Origin of the sequence: Marmoricola sp. URHB0036, from assembly GCF_000426045.1 — a bacterium.
In the GTDB taxonomy this organism is placed as follows: Bacteria; Actinomycetota; Actinomycetes; order Propionibacteriales; family Nocardioidaceae; genus Marmoricola.
The window spans coordinates 50,030-63,331 of sequence record NZ_AUEP01000008.1; the positions used below are offsets into that span (position 1 = coordinate 50,030).

The following is a 13,302-nucleotide window of genomic DNA, read 5'->3' on the forward strand; positions in this document are numbered from 1 at the left end:
AACAACCACTGCGTGAGGAGTACCCATGAGCCAGGCGGTTCTGGACGGTGTCCGTGACCTGCTGCCGACCCTGAGGGAGAGGGCCGACGAGGCGGAGCGTCTGCGCGTGGTACCCGAGGCGTCGATCAAGGAGCTCGAGGAGACCGGTTTCTTCCGGCTGCTGCAGCCGAAGCGGTTCGACGGCCTCGAGTCGGACCCGATCGACTTCTACACCGCGGTGCGCGACATCGCGAGCGCCTGCGGCTCGACCGGCTGGGTCTCGAGCGTCGTGGGGGTGCACCCGTGGCAGGTCGCCCTGTTCGCCGACGAGGCGCAGCAGGCCGTCTGGGGTGCGGACACCGCGACCAGGCTGAGCTCGTCGTACGCCCCCACCGGCAAGGCCGTGCAGACCGAGGGCGGCTTCACGCTGTCGGGCAAGTGGAGCTTCTCCTCGGGCTGCGACCACTGCACGTGGGTGCTGCTCGGCGGGCTGGTGTTCAACGCCGAGGGCCAGGTCGTCGACTTCCGCACGTTCATGGTCCCGCGCGAGAACTACGAGATCATCGACGTCTGGGACATGGTCGGCCTGCGCGGCACCGGTTCCAACGACATCGTGGTCGACGACGTGTTCATCCCCGAGGCGTTCACCCTCTCGATGGGGGACACCGGCCGCTGCTTCGGGCCGGGCCAGGAGCAGAACACCTCCGACCTCTACAAGCTGCCCTTCCACTCGATCTTCACCGGCACGATCACCACGCCGATCATCGGCATGGCGATGGGTGCCTACGACGAGCACGTCGAGATGCAGCAGAAGCGCACCCGTGCGGCGTACCTCGGTGAGAAGGCCTCGCTCGACCCGTTCGCCGCCGTACGCATCGCGCGCGCGTCCAGCGAGATCGACGCAGCCTGGGCCCTGCTGGTCAACAACATCCGCGAGGAGCAGTCCTACGTCGCCAAGGAGGAGAAGATCCCCCTGAAGACCAGGCTGAAGGTACGCCGCGACCAGGTGCTCGGCAGCCAGCGCGCCATCGACGCCATCGACTCGCTGTTCGAGGCCAGTGGTGGTCGCGCGCTGACCAACGGCACCTACCTCCAGCGGGCGTGGCGTGACGCGCACGCCGGTCGGGTGCACGCGGCCAACGACCCCGAGCGCGCCCTGCAGATGTACGGCGCCCACGAGTTCGGCCACAAGATCGACCCCGGGATGTACTGAGTGGACTTCTCCAAGGAGGCGACCCGGCGGTCCGCCAAGGCCGGCGAGATCACCCTGAACTACTACGAGGCAGGGGAGCCCACGGCCACTGGCGGCGGGCTCCCGCTGGTGATGCTGCACGGCGGCGGACCCGGTGCCTCGGCGTGGAGCAACTTCGGGTCGGCGCTGCCTGGTTTCGCCGAGCACTTCCGCACCCTGCTCGTCGACCAGCCCGGCTTCGGCGCCTCGGACAAGCCCGAGGTGGTCGGCAACTACTACCGCCACGCCGCCGACCACGTCGTACGCCTCCTCGACGAGGTCGGCATCGACCGCGTCCACCTGCTCGGCAACAGCCTCGGTGGAGGTACGGCGATGCGGCTGGCGCTGAGCCATCCCGACCGTGTCGGACGGCTCGTCCTGATGGGGCCGGGTGGCCTCTCCCTCAACCTCTTCCACGCCGACCCGACCGAGGGCGTCCAGCGGCTGATGGACTTCGCCGCCAACCCGAGCCGGGAGGCGCTGCGCGCCTTCATCTCCACCATGGTCGTCAACCAGAAGCTGGTCACCGACGAGCTGGTCGAGGAGCGCTTCGCCGATGCGACTGCTCCTGGTGCCCAGGAGGCGATGGCCTCGATGGGGATGTCGTTCTGGAACCCCGAGACGGCCGAGGACGGCATGCTCTGGCGCGAGGCCCACCAGTTGCGCAAGCACACCCTGCTCACCTGGGGCCGGGAAGACCGCGTGAACCCGCTCGACGGCGCGATGGTCGCGCTCAAGCTGATCCCCAAGGCCTCCCTGCATGTCTTCCCCAACTGCGGGCACTGGGCGCAGATCGAGGCGGCCGACGAGTTCCGCGAGGTCGCCACCTCGTTCCTGGCCCGCCACGCCGAGAGGAGTCGCTCGTGACCATCGACATCCGCAGCATGGGCTACGCCCGCGTGGCCAGCACCGACCTCGAGGAGTGGCAGAAGTTCGCCGGCAAGGTGCTCGGCCTGGCCGAGGGTCGAGGCCCTGACCCCGAGAACCTCTACTACCGCATCGACGAGGTCTCGGCCCGGCTCGTGGTGTTCCCCGCCGACAAGGACGAGCTGTCCTGCGTGGGCTGGGAGCTGGCCGACCACCCGGCACTGCAGGAGGCGCGCGAGCACCTCCAGAAGGCCGGGGTCGAGTTCGAGGAAGGCACCGACGAGGAGCTCGCGGAGCGGCGCGTGCAGGAGCTGGTCCGGTTCCGTGACCCGTTCGACAACGTCTTCGAGCTGTTCCACGGCATCACCTACGAGTCACGGCCCGTCGTCACGCCGTACGCCGCCCGGTTCGTCACCGGCGACCAGGGCATGGGCCACGTCGTCATCCCGGTGACCGACGACGTCGAGGCGCTGCGGTTCTACACCGACGTCCTCGGCTTCCGCCTCCGCGACTCGATGAGCATGCCGGGGGAGTTCGTCGGCAAGGAACCGGGCTCGAAGGTGTGGCTGCGCTTCCTCGGCGTCAACCCGCGCCACCACAGCCTGGCCTTCCTGCCGATGCCCAACGAGAGCAAGTGCGTGCACATCATGTTCGAGGTCGACAAGCTCGACGACGTCGGCCGCGCGCTCGAACGGGTGCGCAAGCACAAGGCGCCGCTGTCGGCCACGCTGGGCCGGCACATGAACGACCAGATGGTCTCGTTCTACGTGCGCTCGCCCGGTGGCTTCGACGTCGAGTTCGGCACCGAGGGGCTCCAGGTCGACGACACCCGCTGGGTCGCGCGTGAAAGCACCGCCGTGTCCTACTGGGGCCACGTCTTCGGCGGCCAGTAACGCGACCGGAACCGGTCTTTGGTATGACTGCACCCATGTCTTCCCACCCTTCCTCGGACGTTCCCGACGGGATGCGCCCCGACGCGCGGGAGACCTGGCCCAGCCGTGAGCTGATCGACTCCTTCCTCGGCACCGGCTTCGACTTCGAGCTCCGGCTCGGCGAGCACACCCCGATCCCGATCGACGATCCCGAGGCTGCCGAGCGCGCCCGACGGTTCCGCGACGTGCTCGGCCTCTTCGCCACCGGTGTCACCGTGGTCACCTCGATGTCCGGCGACGAGCCGGTCGGGATGACCTGCCAGTCCTTCTCCAGCGTCTCGCTCGACCCGCCGCTGGTGATGTTCTGCCCGGCGAAGACCTCGCGCGCCTGGCCGATGATGCGCCAGGCGGGCTTCTTCTGCGTCAACTTCCTGGCCGCCGACCAGCGGCACATCTCCAACGGGATGGCGACCAAGGGCACCGAGAAGTTCGACGGAGTCGGCTGGCGGCCGGCCTCGACCGGTGCCCCGCTGATCGACGGCGTCCTCGGCTACGTGGACTGCACCATCGACCGGGTGCACGAGGCCGGCGACCACTACATCGTCGTCGGTCGCGTCGAGGAGCTGGCCTACGGCGACGGCCGCGAGGACGCCTCGGTCACCGATGTTCCGTTGCTGTTCCACCGCGGCGCCTACACGCAACCGGAGTAGTTCTTTGGCACGCTGAGTGCCATGCCTTCCCCGGCTCCTTCCCCACCTGACTTCACCGAGCGGCTGCTCAGGCGGTTCCTGCTGGTGTGCGAGAACCCGCGCACGCGGCGCCGCGCACTCGCGCTGGTGCAGGGGAGCGTCAGCAACGCCAGGGCCGGCCGCCGGTTCTACGCGCTGGTGAACCGCGTCGTGCTGAACCCGGTGGCCCGGGCGATGGGCGTGGAGACGTCCGCCGTACGGATGGAGCTGGTGGGTTCGCAGCTGATCGGGCTGGCGATGATCCGCTACGTGCTCAAGGTCGAGCCGATCGCGTCGCTGTCGGTCGACGAGCTGGTGCCGCTGATGGCGCCGCCGTTGCGTCAGGCGTTGGGACTCTCCTCGCCGAGCCCTGCCTGCTCGTGCCACCAGGAGCTCGCTGTCGTCCCCTGGTGACCCTGTGGATTGCCGTTCGACGGTTCGTGGGTTCGCGATGACCCTGTCGGGATGGACCGCACCCTCCCGCTGCATCCGTTGCACGCGCTGTTGCCCCTTGACGAGCCCTTCACCCCGGCGATGGCCCGAGCCGTCGGTATCTCGTCCCGCGCGCTGTCGCGCATGCTCTCTGCCGGGCTGGTGCGGCGGGTGCTGCGTGGGGTGTACGTCGCATCGACGGCCTCTCCTTCCGCGTCGCTCCGCGGTTCCTCAGTAGGGCTCCTCCTGGGTCCGCGCGACATCGTCGTCGATCGCACGGCCGCGTGGGTGCACGGCGCGCTCCAGCCCGATCCGGTCCCGGTGGACGTGCTCGCCCGCGGGTCCCTGGGCGGTCGTCGTCGCCTGCTCGGGCGCGACCTCGTCACGGTGGGTGGCATCCGGGTGACCTCGCCGCTCCGCACCGCGCTCGACCTGGGTCGGCTGCTCCCACCAGGGGCGGCGCTGGGTGTCCTCGACGCCCTGGCCGGCTCGTTCAGCCAGGTGGAGCTGCTCGCCGAGCTGCCCCGGTTCGCCGGCCAGAGGGGCATCGCCCAGCTGCGCACCCTGGCCGCCCAGGTGGACAGTCGCTCCACCTGTTCGGCTGAGTCGGTGCTCCGCCTGCACTGGAACGCCGCCAACCTGCCGACCCCCGTGCCGGGTCGGTTGGTGGTCGCCGGCTCTCGCCTGGTCCGACTCTCCCTGGCCGTCGACCAGCGCCAGTTCGGCGTCGTACTCGCCTCGCAGGTCTCGGCCGCCGATCTCCTCGCCCTCGAAGGAGCCGGCTGGTGGGTCGTCGTACTCCCCGAGGAGCGCGTGCTCTCCGCCGACCCCACCATCTGGACCCGCCACCTCGAACGCGAGTTCCACCAGCACCTCCTCCACCAGGTCCGCGACGAGGAGGAGTTCGGGTGAGGGGGCTCAAGAACCGGATAGTCCAGAACGAATTGCCGCTCCGGGAGCCTTCAGATGCGGCTGGATGATCTGGACTATCCGGCGTCACGCTCCGACTACCTCAGAGCCGCCTGCTGCCACCGACCCACCGATCTGGTGGCGCCTGTGGCAGTGGACCCCACCGGGCGAAGTGGTCCGACGCGGCACCAGGCCGCCGGCCCTCGCTATCGCCAGACCTCACCTGGCCTCTATGTACCGAGCGACACCGATTCGGATGTGGTCGAGCAACGCATCCTGGAGCAGGCACTGCGCATCCGAGGACAAGGCGCGATCACGGGATGGGCTGCGCTCCGTTGGAGGGGTGCGCGGTACTTCGACGGAACGGATGGCGCCGGTCGTCTCTTGCCGGTGCCGCTCGTCGTCGGGCTTGGCAAGCTCCGGCCCGATGACCGGGTGTCGATCAGTCAGGCTCAGATCGCCCCCACCGAATACGCCCGCACAGGGGCCATCTCGTGCGCGACCGTCCAGCGGGCTCTCTTCGACGAGATGCGATGGGCGCACGGCGTGCGTGCGGCGGTCGTCGCGGTGGAGAAGGTCACGGCCGCTCGAATGATCTCCGTCGGCCTCATGAGGCGCTACGTGCAGCAGCGTCCTGCCTGGACTGGGGTGCAACAGGTACGGGATGCCCTCGCGTTGGCAGTGAACGACAGCCATTCGCCGCAGGAGACGCTCATGCGTCTCGTTCTGGTCCTCGATGCCGGGCTTCCGACTCCGTTGTGCAACGTTCCTCTCTTTGACCTGAACGGTCGGTTGCTCGGCATTCCGGACGTGTTCGATCCGGTCGCCGGGCTGGTGGGCGAGTACAACGGTGCCAGTCACCGAGCGCTCGATCGGCGTCGTGCAGACAACGCCAGGGAGGAGCGGTTCCGTGAGGTTGGGCTCGAGTACTTCGACATTGTCGAGGGTGACCTGCGAGACCGGCCCCACGTCGTACATCGGATGCGACAGACGCGTGCGCGCGCCCTGTTCGAGGCACCAGAGGATCGCCGCTGGTCGCTGACTCCGCCATCGTGGTGGGTGCCCGACGAGCCATTGGACCTCTATCTCGAGCGGGTGGGACTGGCGCCGATGCTGGTCCACACCTGAACTTGATAGTCCAGAGCAATATGCCGCGCCGATCCCGGATCCGATCGGTAATGCGTTCTGGACTATCCGGCTTGGGAGTCCCCCTCCAGCGCGCGGATGGCGTCGTGGAGGGTGAGGGTGCGCTGGGCGGATTCGACGTGGAGGTTCTCGATCATCCGGCCGTTGTAGGTGACCACTCCTGAGCCGGCGCCGTCCTCCCAGGCTTGCAGGATGCCGCGGGCGTCCTCGACGGCCTCGGACGACGGGGCGAAGGTGGTGTTGGCGCCGTCGACCTGGCCGGGGTGGATGAGGGTCTTGCCGTCGAAGCCCATCTCCCGTCCTTGCTGGCACTCAGCCAGGAAGCCGTCGGTGTTCTTCACGTCGTTGTAGACGCCGTCGAGGATCGCCTTGCCGGTCGCGCGGGCGGCGAGCAGCGAGAGACCGAGACCGGCGAGCAGGGGCTGGCGGCCGGGGACGTGCTCGGCGTACAGCTCCTTGGCCAGGTCGTTGGTGCCCATCACCAGCACGGTGAGGCGGTCGGAGGCCGCGGCGATCTCCTCGGCGTGCAGCATGGCGTACGGCGTCTCCAGCATCGCCCAGAGCTTCGTGTGCTCGGGAGCGTCGTGGGAGGCCATCGCGTCGACCAGCCGGAGTACGGCGTCGGCCGAGCTCACCTTGGGTACGACGATCGCGTCCGGGCCGGCCTCGCAGGCGGCCCGAACGTCGTCGGCGTGCCATTCGGTGTCGGCGCCGTTGACGCGGATGGTGACCTCGCGCTGGCCGTACGCGCCCGACGCCGCGGCTTCGCAGGCCGACGCACGCGCCGACACCTTCGCGTCGGGAGCCACCGCGTCCTCGAGGTCGAGGATCAGCCCGTCGCAGGCGATCGACTTCGCCTTCTCGAGGGCACGCTCGTTCGACGAGGGCATGTACAGCACGGAGCGCCGGGCGCGGAAGTCCGAAGTCATGAGGCGTCCGACAGGGCGTCGTACTGCTTCTTCAGCTCAGGATCGATCTCGGCCAGCTGCTCGGCCAGCTCGACCATCACCAGGCACTGCTTGAGAGAGGCGTCGTCCTCCATCTTGCCGTCCAGCATCACGGCCCCGGTGCCGTCGCCCATCGCCTCGACCACTCGCCGGGCATGCGCGACGTCCTCCGGCGACGGGCTGAACACCTTGTTGGCGATCGCGATCTGCTTCGGGTGCAACGACCAGGTGCCCACGCAGCCGAGCAGGAACGCGTTGCGGAACTGGTCCTCGCACGCGACCACGTCGGCGATGTCGCCGAACGGCCCGTAGTAGGGGTAGATCCCGTGCATCGCGCAGGCGTCGACCATCCGCGCGATCGTGTAGTGCCACAGGTCCTGCTGGTACGTCGGACGGTCACCCTCGATGTCGCCGTCGACCGGGTCCTGCCGGACCAGGTACCCGGGATGGCCCCCACCGACGCGGGTCGTCTTCATCCTCCGGTCGGCAGCCATGTCGGCCGGGCCGAGCGAGAGGCCCTGCATCCGCGGGGAAGCGCCACAGATCTCCTCGATGTTCACCATGCCGCGGGCGGTCTCGAGGATCGCGTGCACCAGGATCGGGCGCTCCAGCCCGGCCTTGGCCTCGAGCTGGGCGAGCAGCCGGTCGACGTAGTGGATGTCCTCGGCGCCCTGCACCTTGGGGATCATCACCACGTCGAGCTTGTCGCCGATCTCGGTAACAAGGGTCGTTAGATCGTCGAGACCCCAAGGCGAGTCGAGCGCGTTGACGCGGGTCCACAGCTGGGTCGGACCGCTCTGCCCTCCGAGATTGGCCGTGTCCCGAGCGATCTTCACCAGACCCTCGCGCGCCGCGAGCTTGTTGTCGGCCTTGATGGCGTCCTCGAGGTTGCCCAGGAGTACGTCGACCTTGCCGACCATGTCCGGGATCTTCGAGGCCATCTTTTCGTTGCTGGGGTCGAAGAAGTGGATGGCCCGGCTCGGGCGTGCGGGGATCTCGCGGAGAGGGGTGGGAGCACCGACCGCGAGCGGGGCGAAGAAGTCCTTGGCGCTGCGCATGTGGCGGACGCTAGCAGCGCGTCCGGGCGCAGAGGTATGACGCATCCCACGCTCCATGGCACCGTGGTCCAGTGCACCGGTCAGCCCGAGCCCTCGTCCTCGTCGAGGGAGCCAGCGACCGGGCCGCCCTGCTCGCCCTGGCCGCGCGCCAGGGACGCGACCTGGAGGACGAGCAGGTCGACATCGTGGACCTGGGCGGCGCCACCAACGTCGGACGCTTCCTCGAGGACCTCGCGTCCGAAGGTCGCCGGCCACGACTCGCCGGGATGTACGACGCACCGGAGGAGCGCTACTTCCGGCGCGGTCTCGAGCGGGGTGGCCACGGCCCGGTCCCGGACCGTGCGCGACTCGAGGAGCTGGGGTTCTTCGCCTGCGAGCCCGATCTCGAGGGCGAGCTGATCCGCGCGCTCGGCACGAGCGTCGTCGAAGGGGTGATCGAGGAACAGGGCGAGCTGAGCTCGTGGCACATCCTCCAGCGACAGCCGGCCCAGCTCAGCCGGTCGGTCGAGGACCAGCTGCACCGCTTCCTCGGCACCAGGTCGGGCCGCAAGGAGACCTATGCCAGGCTGCTCGTCGAGGCGCTCGACCCGGACCGCCTCCCCCCACCACTCGACGCGGTGCTGCGCCAGGTCTGAGCCTCAGGTCAGCAGGGTTGCGCGTGCCGCATGTGCCGGCGCCCACAGGTGGCTCAGCGCATGCGCTCGCTTGAAGACGAGGTGCGCGTCGTGCTCCCACGTGATCGCGATGCCGCCGTGCAGCTGGACGGTTTCCGATGCCACGTGGTCCAGGGCGTCGGAGCAGTAGGACCGCGCCACCGCGGCTCGTCGAGCCAGGACGTCGGCACGCGCCTCCGTCGGGTCCTGGACGTACGCCGCGGCAGCGGCCGTCGCTCCCCATGACGAGGACCGGGACGCCTCGACGAGCACGAGCATGTCGGCCATCCGGTGCTTGAGCGCCTGGAACGACCCGATCGGCCGGCCGAACTGCACCCGCTCCTTGCTGTAGGCGACCGTCATGTCCAGTCCCCGCTGCGCTGACCCCACCTGCAGCGCGCTGGTCAGCGCCCACGCCACATGCATCAGCGGCCCATCGACCGAAGGTGCTCCAGAGACGCGGGAAAGAGAGAGTGTCTGGTCGAGCGAGCCCACGCGCTGGAGGTCGTCCGCGCAGACCTCCAGGGCCGAACCACGCGGTTGGAGTGCGATGTCGCCGGTGAGCACGAGCTCGCCGGTGACGAGGGTGGCCACCTCGCCGGAGGCGACCCGGGGGAGCAGCATCGCCCTCTGGTCGTCGTCACCGAGCACCAGCAGGGCCGCGGTGCCGAGAGCGGTGGCCAGCAACGGTGTGGGCGCGAGGTTGCGACCCAGCTCCTCGAGGACCACGGCCGTCTCGACGAGCGAGGCCCCGAAGCCGTCGTACTCCTCCGGAACGGCGAGTGCGGCGACGCCGACCTGCTCGCAGAGCGCCTGCCACAGCGACTCGTCGTACCCGCTCTCCGACTCCATCGCCGCGCGCACGGCCGCACTGTCGCTGCGCTTGTCCAGCAGGGACGCGACGATCGAGGCGAGCTCGTCCTGCTCCTCGGTGCGGGCGAAGTGCATCAGGAGGCCCCGAGCGCGTCCGCGATGCGGCCGCGGTGGTACGACGACGAGCCCCATGCCCCCACCAGCGCACGCACCCGGTTGATCCACAGGCCGAGGTCGAACTCGGCGGTGTACCCGATCGCACCGTGCACCTGGAGCGCGACCCGTGAGGCGAGGTACGCCGCGTCGCCGGCCGCCACCTTGGCACCCGAGACGTCGCGCGGCCGCATCGTCAGGGCGGCGCCGTGCACGAGCGGTCGCGCGAAGTCGAGCGCGATCCGTACGTCGGCCAGCTGGTGCTTGATCGCCTGGTAGGAGCCGATGGTGCGGCCGTACTGCTTGCGCTGCTGCACGTACTCCACCGAGTCGGCCAGCAGCCGTTCGCCGCAACCGAGCAGCTCGGCCGAGCAGGCCAGCACCGCCAGGTCGATCGCGCCCTCGTCGAACGGCTGGGCGTCGTGCACCTCGAACAGCCGTCGGGTCGTGTCCACCGACTGGAGGCTCTCGCTCACGGACCCGTGCAACAGCCGGGCCACGTCCGCGTCCACGGCGTACGGGTTCAACGGCGACACCCCGGCGGTGACCATCTCGCCCTCGGCCTGCGGCGCGAGAGCTGCCGACTCGATCCACGGTCCGACCGCCAGCTGGTGGCCGAGCACCTCGAAGGCCACGACCAGGTCGACCGGCGTACCGCCGAGACCGCCGTCGTCCTCGGCCAGCACGAGCGCGGTCACGCCCTGGTCGGCCAGTCGCGTCCACAGCGCCTGGCCGGGGGCGTGGTCGCCCGCTTCCCAGGCTCGAGCGGCGGCCACCGAGTCACCCTTGGTCATCAGCTCGGTGAGCGACTGCGCGAAGCCGGTCTGCTCGGGGGTGAGTCGGAAGTCCATCAGGCGCCCTTCGGCTCGCGCGGGAGGCCGAGGATCCGCTCGGCGACCACGTTGCGCTGCACCTCGTTGGTGCCGGCGTAGATCGGCCCGGACAACGAGAACAGGTAGCCGTCCATCCACGGTCCGCGCAGCTCTGCCGCAGGTGCGAGCAGGTCGAGGGCGGTCTCGTGCATCGCCACGTCGAGGTCCGACCAGAAGACCTTGTTGACCGAACCCGAGTAGCCGATCGAGCCGCCGTCCACCAGCCGGGAGACGGTTCCCCAGGTGTAGAGCCGGTAGGCCTCGGCGCCCAGCCAGGCGTCGACCACCCGGTCGCGGTACTCGACGGGCGAGCCGACCGAACGCCACAGCTCGACCAGCCGTTCGGCGGTCGCGCAGAAGCGGCCGGGGGAGCGCAGGGACAGGCCGCGCTCGTTGCCTGCGGTGCTCATCGCGACCGACCAGCCCTGGCCGGGCTCGCCCAGGACGTCGGCATCGGGCACGAAGACGTCGTCGAAGAACAGCTCGGCGAAGCCCGGTTCGCCGTCCAGCTGGGCGATCGGCCGGACCGTCACCCCCTCGGCGTCCAGCGGGAAGCAGAAGTAGGTGAGCCCGTGGTGCCGCTGTGACTCCGGGTCGCTGCGGAACAGCCCGAAGCCCCAGTGGGCGTACGACGCACGCGACGACCAGGTCTTCTGGCCGTTGAGCACCCACCCGCCACGGGTCTCGTCACGCACCGCCTTCGACCGCAGCGAGGCCAGGTCGGACCCTGCCTCGGGCTCGGACCACGCCTGGGCCCAGATCTTCTCGCCGGTGGCCATCGACGGCAGCCACCGGTCCTGCTGCTCCTGGGTGCCGTTCTCGAAGATCGTCGGCGACAGCAGGAAGATGCCGTTCTGGCTCACCCGCCCCGGCGCACCGGCGCGGTAGTACTCCTCCTCGAAGATCACCCACTCGACGAGGGACGCGCCGCGCCCGTGGTACTCCTCGGGCCAGCTCACCACCGCCCAACGAGCCTCGGCGAGCTTCGCCTCCCACTCCTGGTGCGCGGCAAATCCCTCGGCCGTGTCCATCGACGGCAGCGGCTCGCGCGGCACGTTCTCCGCCAGCCACGCCCTCGCCTCCGCCTGGAAGGTGAGCTCGGACTCCGACAGGTCGAGGTTCATCGCAGGTCCCGCTTCAGCACCTTGCCGCCGAGGTTGCGGGGGAGCACGTCGATGAACTCCACCTGCCTCGGCACCTTGAAGTTGGCCAACCGCTCCCGGGCGAAGGCGACCACGTCGTCCTCGGACAGCGACTCGGAGGCGCGTACGACGTACGCCTTCCCCACCTCGCCCATCCGCTCGTCGGGTACGCCGACCACGGCCACGTCGTTGACCCCCTCCAGGCGCATCAGTGCCTGCTCGACCTCGGCCGGGTAGACGTTGAAGCCGCCGGAGATGTACATGTCCTTGAGCCGGTCGGTGATCGTCAGGTTGCCGTGCTCGTCGAGGGTCCCGACGTCTCCGGTGTGCAGCCAGCCGTCCTCGTCGATCGCCTCGCGCGTGGCCTCCGGGTCGTCGAGGTAGCCGAGCATCACGTACTCGCCGCGGAGCAGCAGCTCACCGGAGTCACCGATGCTGGCCTCCATGCCCGGGACGGCCCGCCCGCAGGTGTTGGCCACGGTGTCGGCCGAGTCACCCTCGCGACACATCGTGGCGACCACGGCCTCGGTCATGCCGAAGGCCGTGACCACGTTGTCGATGGCCAGACCGTCGGGAGCATCGGCCCGCATCCGTTCGATGAGCACGACGGGCACCACCGCGGCGCCGGTCACGGCCAGCCGCAGGGAGGACAGGTCGTAGGACGCCCGCCCGGGCGCCGTGAGCAACGACTGGTAGAGGGTCGGCGCGCCGGGGAAGACGGTGATCCGTGCGTCCTGGATCAGCCGCATCGTCCCCTCGACGTCGAAGGAGGCCACCGGGTAGAGCGTGCAGCCGGTCAGCAGCCCGACCACGATGCCGATCTTGTAGCCGAACGAGTGGAAGAACGGGTTCACCACCAGGTAGCGGTCGTCGGCGGCGACCCCGCCGAGGCCGGCCCACGCGTCGGCCACGCCGATCGTCTGGCGGTGGGCACTCATCGCTCCCTTGGGCCGCCCGGTGGTGCCCGAGGTGAAGAGGATGTCGGCGACGTCGTCCGCCGCGACCCGGTCGGCGACATCGTCGATCTCGGTGGGATCGGCCGCCACCTGCGCCAGGTCGGCGATGTCGATCACCCGAAGCACCGACGTCAGGCCGCCGGCCGCCTCGAGGTCCGCGATCTGGGTCCGGCCCAGGAAGCCGTCCGCCACCACGACCAGTCGGGCAGCGGTGCGCTCGACGAGGTCGGCCACCTCGTGCCCGGTGTAGCGGCTGTTGGCGGGGACGAGCACGCCGCCGGCGTACGACACGGCGAGCGCAGCGACCGCCCAGTCGGTGCTGTTCGGCGCCCACACCACGACCCGGTCGCCGGCGCCGAACCCGAGCGAGCGGTAGCCGGCCGCGGTCTCGCGGACGCGCTGCAGGAGGTCCCGGTAGGAGAGGGTGCGCCCGTCCTCGACGTACGCCGCCCGGTCGCCGTGGGCCTCCGCAGCGGCGCGCAGCAATGCCGGGAGCGTGCGCGGTGAGGACGACATCGAGGCTCCTGGCTCGTCGGTCGCGGAC

14 protein-coding genes are annotated in these 13,302 nt (G+C 69.8%); 8 read left to right on the forward strand and 6 right to left on the reverse strand.

The genetic code is table 11. From position 1 onward, the window contains the following. Nucleotides 1-25: 25 nt before the first annotated feature. From hsaA to H976_RS0109810, 7 genes are read left to right on the forward strand one after another with little or no spacing between them, the layout of a single operon-like run. Nucleotides 26-1,192, forward strand: coding sequence for a 3-hydroxy-9,10-secoandrosta-1,3,5(10)-triene-9,17-dione monooxygenase oxygenase subunit (gene hsaA, locus H976_RS0109780; protein WP_027861386.1), 1,167 nt, complete (start codon nucleotides 26-28; stop codon nucleotides 1,190-1,192). Continuing rightward, nucleotides 1,193-2,077, forward strand: coding sequence for a 4,5:9,10-diseco-3-hydroxy-5,9,17-trioxoandrosta-1(10),2-diene-4-oate hydrolase (hsaD, locus tag H976_RS25570; protein ID WP_036225718.1), 885 nt, complete (start codon nucleotides 1,193-1,195; stop codon nucleotides 2,075-2,077). Then, nucleotides 2,074-2,970 carry an iron-dependent extradiol dioxygenase HsaC gene (gene hsaC, locus H976_RS0109790; RefSeq protein WP_304412358.1) on the forward strand — a complete coding sequence of 299 codons (897 nt, stop codon included), beginning with the start codon at nucleotides 2,074-2,076 and terminating at the stop codon, nucleotides 2,968-2,970. Before hsaD ends, hsaC begins: the two co-directional genes overlap by 4 nt. 35 nt (nucleotides 2,971-3,005) lie before the next feature. Further along, nucleotides 3,006-3,659 carry a flavin reductase family protein gene (locus H976_RS0109795; RefSeq protein WP_027861388.1) on the forward strand — a complete coding sequence of 218 codons (654 nt, stop codon included), beginning with the start codon at nucleotides 3,006-3,008 and terminating at the stop codon, nucleotides 3,657-3,659. A 21-nt stretch (nucleotides 3,660-3,680) separates the two neighbouring features. Next, on the forward strand, nucleotides 3,681-4,091 hold the full coding sequence (locus H976_RS25575) for a hypothetical protein (RefSeq protein WP_051276618.1): 411 nt from the start codon (nucleotides 3,681-3,683) through the stop codon (nucleotides 4,089-4,091). Between the two features lie 51 nt (nucleotides 4,092-4,142). After that, the gene (locus tag H976_RS29925) at nucleotides 4,143-5,021 is read left to right on the forward strand and encodes a type IV toxin-antitoxin system AbiEi family antitoxin domain-containing protein (RefSeq protein WP_027861389.1); all 879 of its coding nucleotides are present in this window, start codon (nucleotides 4,143-4,145) and stop codon (nucleotides 5,019-5,021) included. A 54-nt stretch (nucleotides 5,022-5,075) separates the two neighbouring features. Then, on the forward strand, nucleotides 5,076-6,146 hold the full coding sequence (locus tag H976_RS0109810; RefSeq protein ID WP_155918133.1) for a hypothetical protein: 1,071 nt from the start codon (nucleotides 5,076-5,078) through the stop codon (nucleotides 6,144-6,146). A 62-nt stretch (nucleotides 6,147-6,208) separates the two neighbouring features. Here the strand turns inward: H976_RS0109810 and H976_RS0109815 are convergent, their stop codons facing one another. Both H976_RS0109815 and H976_RS0109820 read right to left on the reverse strand, forming a co-directional pair. Further along, the gene (locus tag H976_RS0109815; protein WP_027861391.1) at nucleotides 6,209-7,093 is read right to left on the reverse strand and encodes a CoA ester lyase; all 885 of its coding nucleotides are present in this window, start codon (nucleotides 7,091-7,093) and stop codon (nucleotides 6,209-6,211) included. Beyond that, nucleotides 7,090-8,169: a CoA ester lyase gene (locus tag H976_RS0109820; RefSeq protein WP_027861392.1), complete on the reverse strand. Its 1,080-nt coding sequence runs from the start codon at nucleotides 8,167-8,169 to the stop codon at nucleotides 7,090-7,092. The genes H976_RS0109815 and H976_RS0109820 overlap by 4 nt, the downstream gene beginning before the upstream one ends. A gap of 71 nt (nucleotides 8,170-8,240) precedes the next feature. Here H976_RS0109820 and H976_RS0109825 point away from each other — a divergent pair, with 71 nt between their 5' ends. After that, nucleotides 8,241-8,804, forward strand: a complete 564-nt coding sequence (locus H976_RS0109825; RefSeq protein WP_027861393.1) for a TOPRIM nucleotidyl transferase/hydrolase domain-containing protein — start codon at nucleotides 8,241-8,243, stop codon at nucleotides 8,802-8,804. Nucleotides 8,805-8,807: 3 nt separating this feature from the next. On the opposite strand, the gene H976_RS0109830 is transcribed toward H976_RS0109825, so the two are convergent. From H976_RS0109830 to H976_RS0109845, 4 genes are read right to left on the reverse strand one after another with little or no spacing between them, the layout of a single operon-like run. Beyond that, the gene (locus H976_RS0109830; protein WP_027861394.1) at nucleotides 8,808-9,770 is read right to left on the reverse strand and encodes an acyl-CoA dehydrogenase family protein; all 963 of its coding nucleotides are present in this window, start codon (nucleotides 9,768-9,770) and stop codon (nucleotides 8,808-8,810) included. Next, nucleotides 9,770-10,639 carry an acyl-CoA dehydrogenase family protein gene (locus H976_RS0109835; protein WP_027861395.1) on the reverse strand — a complete coding sequence of 290 codons (870 nt, stop codon included), beginning with the start codon at nucleotides 10,637-10,639 and terminating at the stop codon, nucleotides 9,770-9,772. The genes H976_RS0109830 and H976_RS0109835 overlap by 1 nt, the downstream gene beginning before the upstream one ends. Beyond that, a complete protein-coding gene (locus H976_RS0109840) occupies nucleotides 10,639-11,784 on the reverse strand; it encodes an acyl-CoA dehydrogenase family protein (protein WP_027861396.1) in 1,146 nt (381 codons plus the stop codon). The genes H976_RS0109835 and H976_RS0109840 overlap by 1 nt, the downstream gene beginning before the upstream one ends. Beyond that, complete coding sequence (locus tag H976_RS0109845; protein ID WP_027861397.1) at nucleotides 11,781-13,274, reverse strand: FadD3 family acyl-CoA ligase; 1,494 nt, start codon at nucleotides 13,272-13,274, stop codon at nucleotides 11,781-11,783. Before H976_RS0109845 ends, H976_RS0109840 begins: the two co-directional genes overlap by 4 nt. Nucleotides 13,275-13,302 lie beyond the last annotated feature (28 nt).

Bases quoted from the DNA above. Each gene is read 5' to 3' on its own strand.
- hsaA (WP_027861386.1), top strand. From the start codon at position 26: ATGAGCCAGGCGGTTCTGGACGGTGTCCGTGACCTGCTGCCGACCCTG.
- H976_RS0109795 (WP_027861388.1), top strand. From the start codon at position 3,006: ATGTCTTCCCACCCTTCCTCGGACGTTCCCGACGGGATGCGCCCCGAC.
- H976_RS25575 (WP_051276618.1), top strand. From the start codon at position 3,681: ATGCCTTCCCCGGCTCCTTCCCCACCTGACTTCACCGAGCGGCTGCTC.
- H976_RS29925 (WP_027861389.1), top strand. From the start codon at position 4,143: ATGGACCGCACCCTCCCGCTGCATCCGTTGCACGCGCTGTTGCCCCTT.
- H976_RS0109810 (WP_155918133.1), top strand. From the start codon at position 5,076: ATGCGGCTGGATGATCTGGACTATCCGGCGTCACGCTCCGACTACCTC.
- H976_RS0109815 (WP_027861391.1), bottom strand. From the start codon at position 7,093: ATGACTTCGGACTTCCGCGCCCGGCGCTCCGTGCTGTACATGCCCTCG.
- H976_RS0109820 (WP_027861392.1), bottom strand. From the start codon at position 8,169: ATGCGCAGCGCCAAGGACTTCTTCGCCCCGCTCGCGGTCGGTGCTCCC.
- H976_RS0109830 (WP_027861394.1), bottom strand. From the start codon at position 9,770: ATGCACTTCGCCCGCACCGAGGAGCAGGACGAGCTCGCCTCGATCGTC.
- H976_RS0109835 (WP_027861395.1), bottom strand. From the start codon at position 10,639: ATGGACTTCCGACTCACCCCCGAGCAGACCGGCTTCGCGCAGTCGCTC.
- H976_RS0109840 (WP_027861396.1), bottom strand. From the start codon at position 11,784: ATGAACCTCGACCTGTCGGAGTCCGAGCTCACCTTCCAGGCGGAGGCG.
- H976_RS0109845 (WP_027861397.1), bottom strand. From the start codon at position 13,274: ATGTCGTCCTCACCGCGCACGCTCCCGGCATTGCTGCGCGCCGCTGCG.